We start from the raw sequence: 14102 nt of genomic DNA, 5'->3' as shown, positions 1-14102 counted from the left end.
CGCTACGCGTCCGCCCGGCGGACGATCACCCGCCAGACCACCTCCAGCAACAACCCCGCCACCACCGCGATCCCTACCCCCACCCAGGTGTCGCGCACCCCCGGCAGCGACAGCTGGAAGAAGTCCGACAGCCACGGCACCACCAGCACCAGCGTGAACGCCCCGCACATCGTCGCGATCAGCAGCAGCCGCCACCAGGTGTACGGCCGCGCCACGATGGCCAGCACCCAGATCGCCACGATGAACAGCGTCAGCGTCGCCACGCTGGTGTCCGCCTCCAGGTCGGTCGACTTGTCGGACCGCGCGACCATGTACGCCGTGAAGGTCGCCGTCCCCGCGATCACCCCGCCGGGCACCGCCAGCCGCAGTACCCGCCGGACGAAACCGGTCCGGGCCCGCTCGTTGTTGGGCGCCAGCGCGAGGAAGAACGCCGGCACGCCGATGGTCAGCGTGGACAGCACCGTCGAGTGCCGGGGCAGGAACGGGTACGGCACGTTGGTGAACACCACCAGCAGGGCCAGCAGTACCGAGTACACCGTCTTCACCAGGAAGAGGTTGGCCACCCGCTCGATGTTGCCGATCACCCGGCGGCCCTCGGCCACCACCGAGGGCAGCGTGGCGAACCGGTCGTCCAGCAGCACGATCTGCGCCACCGCCCGGGTCGCGTCGCTGCCGGTGCCCATCGCCACCCCGATGTCGGCGTCCTTCAGCGCCAGCACGTCGTTGACGCCGTCGCCGGTCATCGCCACGGTGTGCCCGCGCGACTGCAGCGCGCCGACCAGGTCCCGCTTCTGCTGCGGGGTCACCCGCCCGAAGACGCTGGTCCCGTCGACCGTCTCGGCCAGCGCCTCGCCGTCCGCCGGCAGGTCCCGGGCGTCCAGCGGCCGCTCCGCCCCCGGCAGGCCCAGGTGCGAGGCGACCGCGCCCACCGAGATCGCGCTGTCGCCCGAGATCACCTTCGCCCGGACCCGCTGGCTCTCGAAGTAGCGCAGGGTCGGCGCCGCGTCGTCCCGCAGCCGCTGCTGGAGCACCAGCAGCGCCAGCGGCTCCAGCCCGGCGGCCGGGTCCGGCGCGTCCAGCGCGACCGTCGTGCGGCCCAGCAGCAGCACCCGCAGCCCCTTGGCGCCCAGCTCGTCCACCGCGGCCAGCGCCGGGTCGCCGGCCGGCAGCAGCACGTCCGGAGCGCCCAGCAGCCAGCTCCCCTCGGTGCCCTGCGGCTCCAGCAACTGCACCCCGCTCCACTTGCGGGCGGACGAGAACGGCATCGCCTCCAGCACCCGCCAGCGCCCCTCCGGCGGGGGGTCGAACGCGTCGATCACCGCCTGCATGCTCGGGTTCGGCCGGGAGTCCGCACCGCCCATCGCGGCCAGTGCCTGCTGGAGCAGCTCCGGGTCCGCGAAGGGGTGGGCGGCCGGCGGCGCACCCGGCCCGGGGTCGCCGTCCACGTCGGTCCCGGCGCTTTCGGCGCGCCCGTCGCTCCCGCTCCGCCCGCCGTGGGGGGCCAGCAGCGGACGCAGCTCGACCACGTCCATGCCGCCCTCGGTGAGGGTGCCGGTCTTGTCCAGGCAGACGGTGTCGACCCGGGCCAGGCCTTCGATCGCCGGCAGTTCCTGGACCAGGCACTGCCGGCGCCCCAGCCGGATCACCCCGATCGCGAACGCCACCGAGGTCAGCAGCACCAGTCCCTCCGGCACCATCGGCACGATCCCCGCCACCATCCGGCGGACCGCCTCCCGCCAGTCGTTGCCCTCCACCGCCAGCTGGCTGATGACCAGGCCGATCGCGGTCGGGATCAACAGGTACGTGATGAACCGCAGGATGTCGTTGATCCCGCTGCGCAGCTCCGAGCGCACCAGGGTGAACCGGCTCGCCTCCTCGGCCAACTGGGCCGCGTACGCCTCGCGCCCGACCTTGGTGGCGGTGAACGCTCCGGCGCCGGCCACCACGAAGCTGCCGGACATCACCTCGGCACCAGGGTGCTTGAGCACCGGGTCCGGCTCGCCGGTGAGCAGCGACTCGTCGATCTCCAGGCCGTCCGCCTCGGTCACCCGGCCGTCCACCACGACCTTGTCGCCGATGCCGAGCAGCACGGTGTCGTCCAGGACGATGTCGGCCGTGGGCACCGCCTGCGCGGTGCCGTCGCGGCGGACCTGGGGCCTGGCCTCGCCGATCAGGGCGAGGCTGTCCAGGGTCTTCTTGGCCCGCAGCTCCTGGATGATGCCGATCGCCGTGTTGGCGACGATGACCAGGCCGAACAGGCCGTCCTGGATCGGTCCGACCACCAGGATGATGCCGAACATGACGCCGATGATCGCGTTGAACCGGGTGAAGACGTTGGCCCGGACGATCTCCTTCGTGGACCGGCTGGAGCGCACCGGCACGTCGTTGACCTGGCCGCGCGCGACCCGCTCGGCGACCTCCGCCGAGCTCAGGCCGACGGCCCGCGGCGGCCGGGGGCCGGTCGCGTGGGCACCGGGGACGGCCGTGGCGGGCGGGCGGGCGCCGAGACTGGCGCTCCCCACACCGGAGGAGTCTTCCGCGGGGTGCGTCATGGCACGACTCTATGGGGGTGATTTGTCCGCTGCGCCCCACTGTGTAGCGATTCGGGCCAACCGGGTGGCGGGCCCGGCGGGAGCGGCTCCGGCCTGGGGCCGTGACGGCTCAGCCCGGCTGGTTCTCGGCCGTCGGCCCGTCGGCCCGGGCGGCCGCCTCGCGGTCGCGGCGGATCGCCGAACGGCGCGAGACGCAGTACCAGAGGCCGATCAGCCCGAGCAGGCCGCCGGAGAGGCAGATCCACGGCCAGGTGCCGTGGTCGTGCTCGGACAGCGTGCTCTGGAAGGGGACCAGCGCGACGAAGGCGACGAACCACAGCACCGTGCCGCCGCCGACGATCGCGACGTCATTGGCCTCCATCGGCGGAGGGGCGGGGTGCAGCGGGGTCTTCGGCATGGGGCCAAGCGTACGGGGGCGGTGCGGGAGCGCGGCAGAGGCGGGGGTGCCGTGGTGACCGGAGATGCCCGGGGATTGTCGTAAGGGGTCTCTTCTACGCGCGAAGATGGCGCGTGCACGACCCAGGAACTCATACTTGGCATTCCGGTTGGTCACCGGCGGGTCGGCTCTCCCGGAGCGCGAGCGCCAGTACCCCGGCGGACCCGGCCACCGTCGCTCGGGTGCCCTTCCTCCTCCGCCCCCACCCGACGAGGACACCCGAATGCCTCCGCTGGCCCACTCGACCGATGCGTCGGACGCCAAGCCCGACCCGACGGCGCCGCACCCCCCGACCGGCGCCGTCGACCGCTACTTCCGCATCTCCGAGCGCGGCTCCAGCCTCGCCCGCGAGGTCCGGGGCGGTGTCGCGACCTTCTTCACCATGGCCTACATCCTGGTGCTGAACCCGATCATCCTGGCCAACGCCGTGGACATGAACGGGACCCACCTCGACAGCGCCCAGCTGGTCACCGCGACCGCCCTCACCGCCGGGCTCACCACCCTGCTGATGGGCGTGATCGGCAACGTCCCGATCGGCCTGGCCGCCGGCCTCGGCGTCAACACCATCGTGGCCCTGCAACTGGCCCCGCGGATGACCTGGCCGGACGCCATGGGCATGGTCGTGCTGGCCGGATTCGCGATCATGATCCTGGTCGCCACCGGCCTGCGCGAACGCGTCATGAACGCGGTGCCGCTCGGCCTTCGCAAGGCCATCGCGATCGGCATCGGCCTCTTCATCTGCCTGGTCGGCCTGGTCGACGCCGGCTTCGTCAGCCGGATCCCGGACGCCGCCCACACCACCGTCCCGCTGCAGCTCGGCAGCAACGGGCACCTGCTGGGATGGCCGGTCCTGGTCTTCGTCCTCGGCCTGCTGCTCACCCTGGTGCTGCTGATCCGCAAGGTGCCCGGCGCCATCCTGATCAGCATCGTCGTGATGACCGGCGTCGCCGTGCTCATCCAGCAGCTCACCCAGCTGCCCGGCACCGACTGGGGCCTCACCGTCCCGCAGTGGCCCGGCAACCCGGTCGCCGCCCCCGACTTCGGGCTGGTCGGCGAGGTGGACCTGTTCGGCGGCTTCTCCGACGTCGGGGCCCTGACCGGGGTGCTCTTCGTCTTCACGGTGCTCATGTCGTGCTTCTTCGACGCGATGGGGACCATCCTCGGCGTCGCCGACGAGGCCCACCTGCTGGACGAGAAGGGCGACCTGCCCGGCATCAACCGCATCCTCATGGTCGACGGCATCGCCACCGCCGCCGGCGGCGCGACCTCGTCCTCCGCCAACACCTGCTTCGTCGAGTCCACCGCGGGCGTCGGCGAGGGCGCCCGCACCGGCTTCGCCTCGCTGGTCACCGGCGCACTCTTCCTGGTGGCGCTCTTCCTCACCCCGCTCGCCACCATGGTCCCCGCCCAGGCGGCCACCCCGGCCCTGGTCACCGTCGGCTTCCTGATCCTGGCGAACTCCATCACCGAGATCGACTGGGCCGACTTCACCATCGCCGTCCCGGCCTTCCTGACCATGGTGATGATGCCGTTCACCTACTCGATCACCAACGGTCTGGGCATCGGCTTCATCACCTTCTGCGTGCTCAAGCTGGCCGCCGGCCGGGGCCGCGAGGTGCCCGTCGCGATGTACGCGGTGGCGGGAGTGTTCGCCTTCTACTACGTGATGCCCGCCTTCGGCCTGATCTGACGGCCGCCCCCGGCCGGCCGGCACGTCGAGCCCTTCCCTCGTTCGGGGGAAGGGCTCGATCCGTTGACCGGGCGGTGCCTGATCAGCTCACGAACGGGAGTCGTGCGTCGGGTGGAGCGGCCCTAGGCCGGGCGGGTGTGCAGGAGGTCGGTGGCGGTGCTGCTGTTGCCCGGGGTGGCGGCGTGGGCCATGGCGGCGGCGGCCGTGTGGGCGGGGGTGTCCGGCGGGATCACCAGCAGGACGAACTGGTCCTGGAGGCCGCGGCTGAGACTCATGGTGTTGCCGCTGGCGCTGAAGCGGCCGATCCGCACGAGCAGGCCGTCGACCTGGACGGACCGGGGGACGGTGTCCCACGTGGAGGTGTCCAGACCGACCCGGAGGATCCGACCGCAGTGGGCGGACAGCGCGGTGATCAGGTCGGGGAGTTCGGCTTCGAGGTAGCGGGTGCGGGGCCACCAGGCACCGTCGAACATGCCGTTGCGGGAGAAGGTGCACTCCAGGGCCAGGCGGGGCAGGAGTGGCGAGGGAGACTGTGCCGGCAACACGGGGTGCCGCCCGTCCCGGCCCGTCGAGGGGCCGACTTCGACCAGGGTGACACCGGCTCGGTCGCCGATATGGGTACGTCCTTGGTACGTCCACGGTACTCCACCGCAGGCCCGCCCCGTGTGGGCCGAACGGAGTACGGTGGAGGCACCCAGGGCACTTCGCATCCCGGCCACCCACCTCCGGTTTCGTCCCGGGCGAGCGACAACGCCGGGTCGGCCCTCCGGCCGGCCCGGGGGCAGGCCGGTGCAGCCATGACCGTTCTCATGGGACCGCCGACGGTGACGGACTCCGTCGAGGCCGTGATGGTCGTTCCCGACTACCAGATCACCGACGACACCTCCGTCGACAGCGCCAACGAGATCCTGCGCGGGGCCGACGTCCCCTACCTGGTGTTGCGTGACCACGACGGCCGCTGTTCGGGGATCGTGACGAGGGCTCAGCTGGCCCCGTTCCTCTCCGATCCGCGCCTCGCCGAGCACGTGCGGGTCCGGGACGTCCCGCACGACGAAGGCCCCTACGCCTGGCCGGAGCTGGCCCTCACGGTGGCGGCCGTGGCGATGGCGGCCAAGTCGCTGCCGGCCTGGCCGGTGGTGGACGACGACGGGTTCCTGCTGGGCGTGCTCACGCCGGACCGGCTCGCCCGGGTGGTCCACGAGGGGTGATCGCCGCGGTCGGTGCGGGGCTGTGCTGCGGGAATCTGGACAGGGCCCCGGCGGGCCGCTGACAATCTGTTCATGACCTCTCTTGAGTTCCGCACCCAGGTGGCCCGGCCGTCGCAGGTCGAGCGCGACCGGGCGCTGGACGTGCTGCGGGAGGGGGTCGGCAACGGGCAGCTGTCGCACGACACGTTCATCCGGCGGATGGAGCTCGTGCTGACCGCCCGGAGCCGGGCCGAGCTGGCCACGGTGGTGGCCGACCTGCAGACGTACGGGCGGTTCCAGCGCGTGGTGCTGCGCGGGGTGGCCCGGGTGTCGGCGTTCCAGGTCCGGCTGCGGCGGACGTGGGAGACCGAGCAGTTGCCCGGCCTGCGGCTGCCGGGCCCGGGCGCGGCCCGGGTGGTGATCGGCCGGCAGACCGGGTCGGACCTGCGGCTGGGCGACGCCTCGGTGTCGCGGGTGCACGCCGAGCTGCGGCCCGCGGCCGACGGCTGGGTGCTCCAGGACCTGGGGTCGAGCAACGGGACGTTCGTGAACGGGCTGCGCGTCGTGGGTGCGGTCTCCGTCCGGGCCGGCGACCAGGTGCGGTTCGGGCGGCTCGGCTTCCAGCTGATCGTGGAGTGAGCGTGGAGTGACCGGCCGGGCGGTCGGATCCGGCCGCCCCCACGGCCAGGTGCGGTGACGCGGTGTCACATCCTGGGTACCGTCGGTGGGATCCGTTCCCCACCGCCGGAGGGCACCCGTGCGCATCCTGCTGCTGGCCAGCGCGTTCAACAGCCTCACCCAGCGCGTCCACGTCGACCTGCGCCGGCGCGGCCACACCGTCGCCGTCGAGCTCGGCCCGGGGGACGACGCGCTGCGGGAGGCGCTGGACCGGTTCGCCCCGGACCTGGTGGTCGCCCCGATGCTGACCCGGGCGGTGCCGGAGGACGTCTGGCGCCGGTGCACCGTGCTGATCGTGCACCCCGGCCCGCCGGGTGACCGCGGCCCCTCCTCGCTGGACTGGGCGGTCGCGGACGGTGTCGCCGAGTGGGGCGTGACGGTGCTCCAGGCCGTCGCCGAGATGGACGCCGGGCCGGTCTGGGCGTCCGCGTCGTTCCCCGTACCGCCGTGCGGCAAGAGCGAGTTGTACCGCACCGAGGTCGCCGACGCGGCCGTGGGCGCGGTGGCGCTGGCCGTCGAACGGTTCGCCGGCGGCTTCGTCCCGGCGCCGGGTGCCACCGGGCCGCTGCGCCCGTACCACGCGCAGGAGTTCCGGCGGATCGACTGGGCCACCGACCCCACCGCGGCGGTGCTGCGCAGGCTGCGCGCCGCGGACTCCCAACCCGGGGTGCTGGACACGCTGTTCGGCCGGGAGTACTACCTGCACGGCGGCCACCCGGAGGACCGGCTGCGCGGCGTGCCGGGCGAGCTGCTGGCGACCCGGGACGGCGCGCTCTGCCGGGCCACCGCGGACGGCGCGGTCTGGATCCCGCAGCTGCGCCCGCGCCGGGTGCCGGGCGGTGCGGCGACGTACAAGCTGCCCGCGGCGCGGGTGCTGGGCGGCCTGCTCGCGGGGGTGCCCGAGGTGCCGGTGGAGCCGGCCGCGGCGGCCCGGCGGGAGACCTGGTCCGAGCTGCGCTACCGGGAGGCGGGCGGGGTCGGCCACCTGGAGTTCGCCTTCCCCGGCGGGGCGATGAGCACCGACGGGTGCGAACGGCTGCTGGCCGCGTACCGGGCGGCGTGCGACCGGCCGACGTCGGTGCTGGTGCTCGGGCCGGCCCGGGACTTCTTCTCCAACGGCATCCACCTGAACGTGATCGAGGCCGCCGAGGACCCCGGTGAGGAGTCCTGGCGGAACATCAACGCCATGGACGACCTGGTCGAGGCGGTGCTGACCACCGAGAAGCTGACCGTGTCGGCGTTGGCGGGCAATGCCGCCGCCGGCGGGCTGATGCTGGCGATCGCCGCGGACGAGGTGTGGTGCCGGGCCTCGGCGGTGCTCAACCCGCACTACCGGCTGATGGGGCTGTACGGCTCGGAGTACTGGACATACACGCTGCCGCGCCGGGTCGGCGAGCACCAGGCCGGCCGGCTGACCTCGGCGGCGCTGCCGGTCGGGGCGGCGGAGGCGGTCGAACTGGGCCTGGTGGACCGGGTGTTCGCCGGCGACGCGGCTGCCTTTCGGGCCCGGGCGGAACGGGAGGCGGCGGCGCTGGCGGCCTCCCCGGCCCTGGCCGACCGGCTGCTCGCGAAGAAGCGCCGGCGGGCCCGGGACGAGCGGGTGCGCCCGGCGGCGGCCTACCGCGCGGACGAACTGGCCCGGATGCGGCGGAACTTCTTCGACCCGGACGAGCCGTACCACGCGCTGCGACGGGCCTTCGTGCACCGGGACGGCCCGGCGGGGACGCCCGAGCACCTGCGCACGGGCGCGGGCGGCGGGGCCGTCCGGGAGGTCAGCGCGGGCAGAGACAGAACGGATGGCCCGCCGGGTCGAGCATGACCGTCCAGCCCTCGCCGGGCTGGTGGTCGGGGCGGACGGCGCCGAGCTCCTGGGCCCGGGCGACGGCCAGCTCCACGTCGTCCACGTGGAAGTCCAGGTGGAACTGCTTGCTGCCGTTCGGGTCGGGCCACGGCGCGGCCCGGTAGCCGTCGACCCGGCCGAACCCGATCGGGGCGCCGCCCTCGACGGGGTTGGCCAGCATCGCGTACTCGGCCTGGCTGTGGGCGATCTCCCAGCCGAGCGCACCGGCGTAGAACTCGGCGAGTGCGGCCGGGTCGGCGCAGTCGATGGTGACCATGGCGAGGTCGGCGAATCCGGGCATGGCGGTGGTCTCCCTGGGCTGGACCGGACTGAATCGATCGGGTGTTCGATAATCATGCCGCATCCGTGGGGTGGATGTATGGCGACGCGCCGGACGGGGCAGATGGGTAATGGATTTTCCTTAGCGAAAGTAATGACATAGGCTAAGGACATGCCCGAGATGTCCGAGGACGACCTGGCGGCGATCAGCCAGCTGCGTTCGTCCGCGATGCGCCTTGCCCGCAGGCTGCGAAACCAGCGGGTCGAGGAGTCGTTGAGTCCCACCGAGATCGGGGTGCTCGGCACCCTCGGCCGGTGCGGCAGTGCCACCCCCGGCGAGCTGGCCAGGCGTGAGCACGTCCAGCCGCCGTCCATGACCAGGATCATCGCGATGCTGGAGGAGAAGGGGCTGGTGCGGCGCGAACCGCACCCGGAGGACCGCCGCCAGGTGGTCGTCAGCAGTACCGACCAGGCCGACGAGATGCTCGCCGAGTCCCGTCGGAAGCGGAACGCCTGGCTGGCCGACCTGGCCGCCGGGCTCACCGAGGAGGAGTGGGCGCAGCTGCGTGCGGCGGCGCCCGTGCTCTACAAGCTGGCGCACCTCTGACATCAGGCACGGCAACAGAAGGAGTACCGCATCACCGCAGGACCGATCAGAGAGACCAGCAGCGCGGCGGCAACCCTGCCCGCCGCCGCGCACCGAGGGGAGCACCACGTGACACCGCCGGCCGCAGCCAGCGCCGCCATCCGTACCGACGACTCCACCACCGATCCGGCAGCGGGTACCGCCGCCACCGCCGAGAGCCAGGCGCCCGCACCCGTGGGCCTGCCGGGCACCGGCGACGACGACCCCTGCGAACGCACCGCGGCGGCCTCCACCGCCGCGTCCGCCCCTTCGGGGGACAGCTCCACCCGTAGTTCCGGCTCCACCCGTGGTTCCGGCTCCACCCTTGGTTCCGGCGACGGCCCCACGGGGGCCCGCTTCACCCGGCCCGGCGGGATGTTCTCCTCCCTGAGGGTCCGTAACTACCGCTACTTCTTCGCCGGCCAGATCGTCTCCAACTCGGGGACGTGGATGCAGCGGATCGCCCAGGACTGGCTGGTCCTCAGCCTGACCGGCAGTCCGTTCGCGGTCGGTGTCACGACGGCCATGCAGTTCCTCCCGATGCTGCTGCTGGGCCTGTGGGGCGGCGTCCTCGCCGACCGGCTGCCCAAGCGGCGCCTGCTGATCGTGACCCAGGGCGCGATGGGCCTGCTGGCCGCCGGGCTCGCGGTGATGACCGTCACCGGCGCGGTGACGGCGTACTGGGTGTACCTGTTCGCGCTGCTGCTCGGCCTGGTGACGGTGGTGGACAACCCCACCCGGCAGGCCTTCGTCAGCGAGATGGTCGGGCCCGCTGACCTGTCCAACGCGGTCAGCCTGAACGCCGCCAACTTCCAGTGCGCGCGGCTGGTCGGCCCGGCGGTCGCCGGACTGCTGATCGCCGCCGTCGGCAGCGGCTGGGCCTTCGCCGTCAACGCGCTGTCCTTCGCGGCCGTGATCGGCGGGCTGCTGGCGATGCGGACGGCCGAGCTGCGGCCCACCGTGCCGATCGCCCGGCAGAAGGGCCAGCTGCGCGAGGGCCTGCGCTACGTGCGCGAGCGCCCGGAGCTGCTCTGGCCGATGGTGCTGGCCGGCTTCATCGGGACCTTCGGCTTCAACTTCCCGACCCTGCTCTCCGGTTTCGCCCACGACACCTTCAAGGTGGGGCCCGGCGAGTACGGTCTGCTGAACACCGCGATGGCGGCCGGCTCGCTGGTCGGCGCGCTGCTCGCGGCGCGGCGGGGGATGCCCCGGCTGCGCGGCCTGGTCGCCGCGGCGCTGGCCTTCGGCGCGCTGGAGGTGCTGGCCGCGTTCGCGCCCGGGTACTGGACGTTCGCGATCCTGCTGACCCTGATCGGCGTGTTCGGGCTGACCTTCAACACCTCGGTGAACTCGGCGCTCCAGCTGGCCACCGACCCCGCGATGCGCGGGCGGGTGATGGGCCTGCTGGTGCTGGTCTTCACCGGTGGTACGCCGATCGGCGCGCCGCTGGTCGGCTGGGTGACCGCCGCGTACGGTCCGCGGGTCGGGCTGCTCGCCTGCGGTCTGGTGTCCGCCCTCGCGGCGGCCGTGGTGGGCCTGGTGCTGGCCCGTGCCGCGAACCTGAAGGTGCGGGTCGACCTGCACCGGGGCAGCCGGGTGGTGACCGTGGTGCCGCGGACGGTGTCCAGGCAGCAGCTGGCCACGGCCAGTTGAGACCCGGCCGGAGCCGCCGCCGCGCCCGGGGGCGGGCGGCGGCTCCGGCCGGCGCGCGTCAGAGCCGGATCTCCAGGAGCTGTCCGGGCCACGGCGTGCCGGACTGGTCGACCTCGAAGGACTCGGTCGGGGTGAAGCCGAGCTTCTCGTACTGGGCGACCAGGCGCCGGTCGTCGCCCGCGTAGCAGTCCACCCGGAGCAGCCCGAGGCCGCGCCGCCGGGTCTCCTCGACGGCGTCGGCGACCAGGGCGGCGCCGATCCCGGAGCCGCGGTGCGCGCGGTCGGTGACCAGCAGCCGGACGTACAGCTCGGGCCGGTCGACGGGGGTCGCGTACTCCGGGGCCTCCTCGGCCAGCACGCAGACGCCCAGGGCGCGGCCGTCCGCGTCCTCGGCGACCCGCAGCAGGTAGTCGCGGGCGTACCGCTCGGTGCGCTCGACGGCCTTGCGGTGGCTGGTCCACGGCCGGTCGCCCCACTGGCCGGTGCGGCCGAGGGAGACCAGCCAGGCGACGGCGGCGTCGAGCAGGGCCAGGGTGGCGGGGGCGTCGGCGGGTCCACCGGTGCGGATTCTCATACCGCAGTTCTATCCGGTGGGGTCCGCCGTGTGCAGAGGAATCGACGGGACGGCCGCGGCGATGGGCGGCAGGATGGCGCCATGAGACTCTTCGTGGCGGTGAATCCGCCGACGGCGGCGATCCAGGAGCTGGTGGACACGGCCGCACCGCTGAAGGACCTGCCCGGCGCCGACCGGCTGCGCTGGAGCGAGGTGGCGGGCTGGCACCTGACACTGGCCTTCCTCGGCGAGGTGCCGGTGGTGAACGTGCCGGACCTGGAGGCCCTGCTGGCCGTCGCCGCGCAGGAGCACGGCGCGCACCGGCTGCGGCTCGCGGGTGGCGGCACCTTCGGCGACCGGGTGCTGTGGGCCGGGGTCGCGGGGGAGGTGTGGGCGCTGCGGGGGCTGGCGGAGGCCGTCCGCCAGGCGCTGCCGCTGGTCGGGATCGAGTCCGACCAGCACGGTTTCCACCCGCACCTGACGCTGGCCCGGGCCGGGTCCTCGCACGGGCAGCGGCGGGCCGAGCGGCGGGCGGCCGTCGGGGAACTGCAGGCGATGGCGGCGGCGCTGGAGGGGTTCCGGGGCGCCGAGTGGGAGGCCGGGGAACTTCACCTGATGAGCAGCGAGCCGGGCTTCGGCCCGGCGCGCTACCGGAGTGTGGCCTCCTGGCCGCTGGCCCGCTGGGAGGCCTGAGCCCGGCGGCCACGGCGGCCCCGGCGGCCCGGCCCCGGGCGGGGAGCCGGGCCGCCCGTCCTTTCAGCCCAGGTCCGGTGCCCCGCGCAGCTCCACCGCCGCCGGGGCGGCGTCACCGAGCTCCAGCACCACGAGGTCGTTGGCGCCCTCGCGCAGCAGCGGCTGCGGGCAGTACAGCGTCGTCTGGGGGCCGGCCGCGTCGTAGCGGCCGAGCAGGAAGCCGTTGACCCACAGGTAGCCGTGCCCGCCGCCGGGGACGGCCAGGAACGTGTCGCCGGTGGACCGGAGGGTCAGCGTGCCACGGGCGAGGACCTCCGAGCCGGGCTCGCCCGGGCCGAACTCCGCGTCGGGCAGCGGCTCCAGGGGCAGTGGCTCGGCCCGGCACCCGTGCAGGTACTGGCGCTCGTACCGGACGCCTCCGGTGATGCCCTTGGTCTCGCCCACCCGGGGGCCGTAGTTGACCCGGCCGAGCGACTCCACCAGCAGCTCGACCACGGCGCCGCCCGGGGCCGCCACCGGTGTGCCCTCGGCGCCCCGGTACAGCGCGGCCGTCCGCTTGCCGTCGATGCGCAGCGTCGCGCGGTCCCGCAGGCCCTCGACCGTGAGCGGCAGTTCGGGACCGGGCTCCGGGGTGCGGAAGGTGTAGCGGACCAGGCCGTGCGCCAGGCCGAGCTCCTCCAGCGTCGGCGGCACCGGGGCCTCGACGGCCGGCCCGAAGGGAAGTTCGGCGAACGCGGTCAGCTCCACCCGGCCGGCCGGCAGCACCGCGGGCAGCTCCGGGAAGGCGGGCGTGCGGTCGTCCAGGAAGCGGGCCTGCTCGGGCTGTTCGGCCGCGAACTCGGCCAGCACCGCGCGGAACGGCTCGTACTTCGCGCCCGGCGCGCCGCGCTCGTCCAGCGCGGCGTCGTAGTCGTACGAGGTGGTGACCGGCTGGTACGGGGAGCGGGTCCAGTCGGTCGAGTTGTGCGGGGCGTCCTCGTGGTTGGCTCCGGCTCCGGTGCCGAAGTTGGTGCCGCCGTGCGCCATGTAGAGGTTGACCGAGCCGCCGGCCGCCAGGATCCGGCGCAGGGCGTCGGCGGCGTCGGCGGCGTCCCGGGTGTGGTGCGGCTTGTCCCAGTGGTCGAACCAGCCGTTCCAGTACTCCATGCAGAACGGCGGGTCCTGCGGCCGGTGGCGGCGCAGCAGTTCGAAGGCCGCCTCCGGGTCGTTGCCGAAGTTGACGGTGGCCAGCACCCCGGGCAGTGTCCCGGCCGCGAGCATGTGGTCGGTCGGGCCGTCCGAGGTGAACAGCGGGACGGTGACGCCCCGGCGCAGCAACCCGTCGGCGAGGTGGCGCAGGTAGGCCCGGTCGCTGCCGAAGGACCCGTACTCGTTCTCCACCTGGACCAGCAGCACGTTGCCGCCCCGGTCGACCTGGCGGGCCACGACCTCGGGCAGCAGCACGTCGAGGTAGGCGTCGACGGCGGCCAGGTACTCCCGGTCGGAGGTCCGCGCCCGGCGGCCCACCCGGGCGGTGAGCCAGGCCGGCAGGCCGCCGTTGTCCCACTCGGCGCAGATGTACGGGCCGGGGCGGACGATCGCCCACAGGCCCTGGCGGGCCGCCTCGTCCAGGAACGCGGGCAGTTCCGGCAGCCGCTCGTACCGGCCCTCGGCGGGTTCGTGCAGGTTCCACGGCACGTACGTCTCGACGGTGTTCAGGCCCATCGCGCGCAGCGCGGCCAGCCGTTGGGGCCACTGCTCGGGCCGGGTGCGGAAGTAGTGCACGGCCCCGGAGAGGATCCGCAGCGGCCGCCCGTCGAGTGCGAAGCCGGTGGAGTCATAGGTGAGCATGCCCCCAGCCTGCGGGAACGCCCCCCGTGCGGCCATGGACAAAGCCCGGCGGCGTGTTGGATTGTTCGTCCGGTGGGCAGGGTGAC

Annotated in this window: 13 protein-coding genes; 7 read left to right on the top strand and 6 right to left on the bottom strand. The window is 73.7% G+C overall.

Annotation, left to right across the window (positions count from 1 at the left end; all coding sequences use genetic code 11):
• Positions 1–2: 2 nt before the first annotated feature.
• Positions 3–2552 carry an HAD-IC family P-type ATPase gene (locus ACIOFR_RS08835; RefSeq protein ID WP_400993748.1) on the bottom strand — a complete coding sequence of 850 codons (2550 nt, stop codon included), beginning with the start codon at positions 2550–2552 and terminating at the stop codon, positions 3–5.
• A 109-nt stretch (positions 2553–2661) separates the two neighbouring features.
• Positions 2662–2949: a DUF2530 domain-containing protein gene (locus tag ACIOFR_RS08830; protein WP_400993745.1), complete on the bottom strand. Its 288-nt coding sequence runs from the start codon at positions 2947–2949 to the stop codon at positions 2662–2664.
• 262 nt (positions 2950–3211) lie between these two features.
• Between ACIOFR_RS08830 and ACIOFR_RS08825 the strand changes: the two genes are divergently transcribed.
• Positions 3212–4678, top strand: coding sequence for an NCS2 family permease (locus ACIOFR_RS08825; RefSeq protein ID WP_400993742.1), 1467 nt, complete (start codon positions 3212–3214; stop codon positions 4676–4678).
• 122 nt (positions 4679–4800) lie between these two features.
• Here ACIOFR_RS08825 and ACIOFR_RS08820 read toward each other — a convergent pair whose 3' ends face one another.
• Positions 4801–5223, bottom strand: a complete 423-nt coding sequence (locus tag ACIOFR_RS08820; protein ID WP_400993740.1) for a DUF5994 family protein — start codon at positions 5221–5223, stop codon at positions 4801–4803.
• Between the two features lie 252 nt (positions 5224–5475).
• Between ACIOFR_RS08820 and ACIOFR_RS08815 the strand changes: the two genes are divergently transcribed.
• The 3 genes from ACIOFR_RS08815 (at position 5476) to ACIOFR_RS08805 (ending at position 8362) form a co-directional block, all read left to right on the top strand.
• Positions 5476–5886 carry a CBS domain-containing protein gene (locus ACIOFR_RS08815; RefSeq protein ID WP_400993737.1) on the top strand — a complete coding sequence of 137 codons (411 nt, stop codon included), beginning with the start codon at positions 5476–5478 and terminating at the stop codon, positions 5884–5886.
• Positions 5887–5958: 72 nt separating this feature from the next.
• Positions 5959–6504, top strand: a complete 546-nt coding sequence (locus ACIOFR_RS08810; protein WP_400993735.1) for an FHA domain-containing protein — start codon at positions 5959–5961, stop codon at positions 6502–6504.
• A gap of 118 nt (positions 6505–6622) precedes the next feature.
• Complete coding sequence (locus ACIOFR_RS08805) at positions 6623–8362, top strand: hydrogenase maturation protein (RefSeq protein ID WP_400993733.1); 1740 nt, start codon at positions 6623–6625, stop codon at positions 8360–8362.
• On the opposite strand, the gene ACIOFR_RS08800 is transcribed toward ACIOFR_RS08805, so the two are convergent.
• Positions 8316–8684 (bottom strand): VOC family protein, encoded by a 369-nt coding sequence (locus ACIOFR_RS08800; RefSeq protein ID WP_400993731.1) that lies wholly within the window; start codon positions 8682–8684, stop codon positions 8316–8318. The two genes, ACIOFR_RS08805 and ACIOFR_RS08800, sit on opposite strands and share 47 nt — an antisense overlap.
• 150 nt (positions 8685–8834) lie before the next feature.
• Here ACIOFR_RS08800 and ACIOFR_RS08795 point away from each other — a divergent pair, with 150 nt between their 5' ends.
• Complete coding sequence (locus ACIOFR_RS08795) at positions 8835–9269, top strand: MarR family winged helix-turn-helix transcriptional regulator (RefSeq protein ID WP_400993729.1); 435 nt, start codon at positions 8835–8837, stop codon at positions 9267–9269.
• A 108-nt stretch (positions 9270–9377) separates the two neighbouring features.
• Positions 9378–10940, top strand: a complete 1563-nt coding sequence (locus tag ACIOFR_RS08790) for an MFS transporter (RefSeq protein ID WP_400993727.1) — start codon at positions 9378–9380, stop codon at positions 10938–10940.
• A gap of 58 nt (positions 10941–10998) precedes the next feature.
• On the opposite strand, the gene ACIOFR_RS08785 is transcribed toward ACIOFR_RS08790, so the two are convergent.
• Complete coding sequence (locus tag ACIOFR_RS08785) at positions 10999–11514, bottom strand: GNAT family N-acetyltransferase (protein WP_400993724.1); 516 nt, start codon at positions 11512–11514, stop codon at positions 10999–11001.
• 81 nt (positions 11515–11595) lie between these two features.
• Between ACIOFR_RS08785 and thpR the strand changes: the two genes are divergently transcribed.
• Positions 11596–12186: an RNA 2',3'-cyclic phosphodiesterase gene (gene thpR / locus ACIOFR_RS08780; protein WP_400993722.1), complete on the top strand. Its 591-nt coding sequence runs from the start codon at positions 11596–11598 to the stop codon at positions 12184–12186.
• 63 nt (positions 12187–12249) lie between these two features.
• Here the strand turns inward: thpR and ACIOFR_RS08775 are convergent, their stop codons facing one another.
• Positions 12250–14016, bottom strand: a complete 1767-nt coding sequence (locus ACIOFR_RS08775; protein WP_400993719.1) for a beta-galactosidase family protein — start codon at positions 14014–14016, stop codon at positions 12250–12252.
• Positions 14017–14102: the final 86 nt, after the last annotated feature.

It is taken from the genome of Kitasatospora sp. NPDC088346, assembly GCF_044740765.1.
GTDB lineage: Bacteria > Actinomycetota > Actinomycetes > Streptomycetales > Streptomycetaceae > Kitasatospora.
This window is presented reverse-complemented; position numbering and strand designations above follow the sequence as displayed.

Excerpts from the sequence above, each read along its gene's own strand:
- ACIOFR_RS08830 (WP_400993745.1), bottom strand. The coding sequence starts at position 2,949 with ATGCCGAAGACCCCGCTGCACCCCGCCCCTCCGCCGATGGAGGCCAAT.
- ACIOFR_RS08825 (WP_400993742.1), top strand. The coding sequence starts at position 3,212 with ATGCCTCCGCTGGCCCACTCGACCGATGCGTCGGACGCCAAGCCCGAC.
- thpR (WP_400993722.1), top strand. The coding sequence starts at position 11,596 with ATGAGACTCTTCGTGGCGGTGAATCCGCCGACGGCGGCGATCCAGGAG.
- ACIOFR_RS08800 (WP_400993731.1), bottom strand. The coding sequence starts at position 8,684 with ATGCCCGGATTCGCCGACCTCGCCATGGTCACCATCGACTGCGCCGAC.
- ACIOFR_RS08775 (WP_400993719.1), bottom strand. The coding sequence starts at position 14,016 with ATGCTCACCTATGACTCCACCGGCTTCGCACTCGACGGGCGGCCGCTG.
- ACIOFR_RS08835 (WP_400993748.1), bottom strand. The coding sequence starts at position 2,552 with ATGACGCACCCCGCGGAAGACTCCTCCGGTGTGGGGAGCGCCAGTCTC.
- ACIOFR_RS08810 (WP_400993735.1), top strand. The coding sequence starts at position 5,959 with ATGACCTCTCTTGAGTTCCGCACCCAGGTGGCCCGGCCGTCGCAGGTC.
- ACIOFR_RS08795 (WP_400993729.1), top strand. The coding sequence starts at position 8,835 with ATGCCCGAGATGTCCGAGGACGACCTGGCGGCGATCAGCCAGCTGCGT.
- ACIOFR_RS08785 (WP_400993724.1), bottom strand. The coding sequence starts at position 11,514 with ATGAGAATCCGCACCGGTGGACCCGCCGACGCCCCCGCCACCCTGGCC.
- ACIOFR_RS08815 (WP_400993737.1), top strand. The coding sequence starts at position 5,476 with ATGACCGTTCTCATGGGACCGCCGACGGTGACGGACTCCGTCGAGGCC.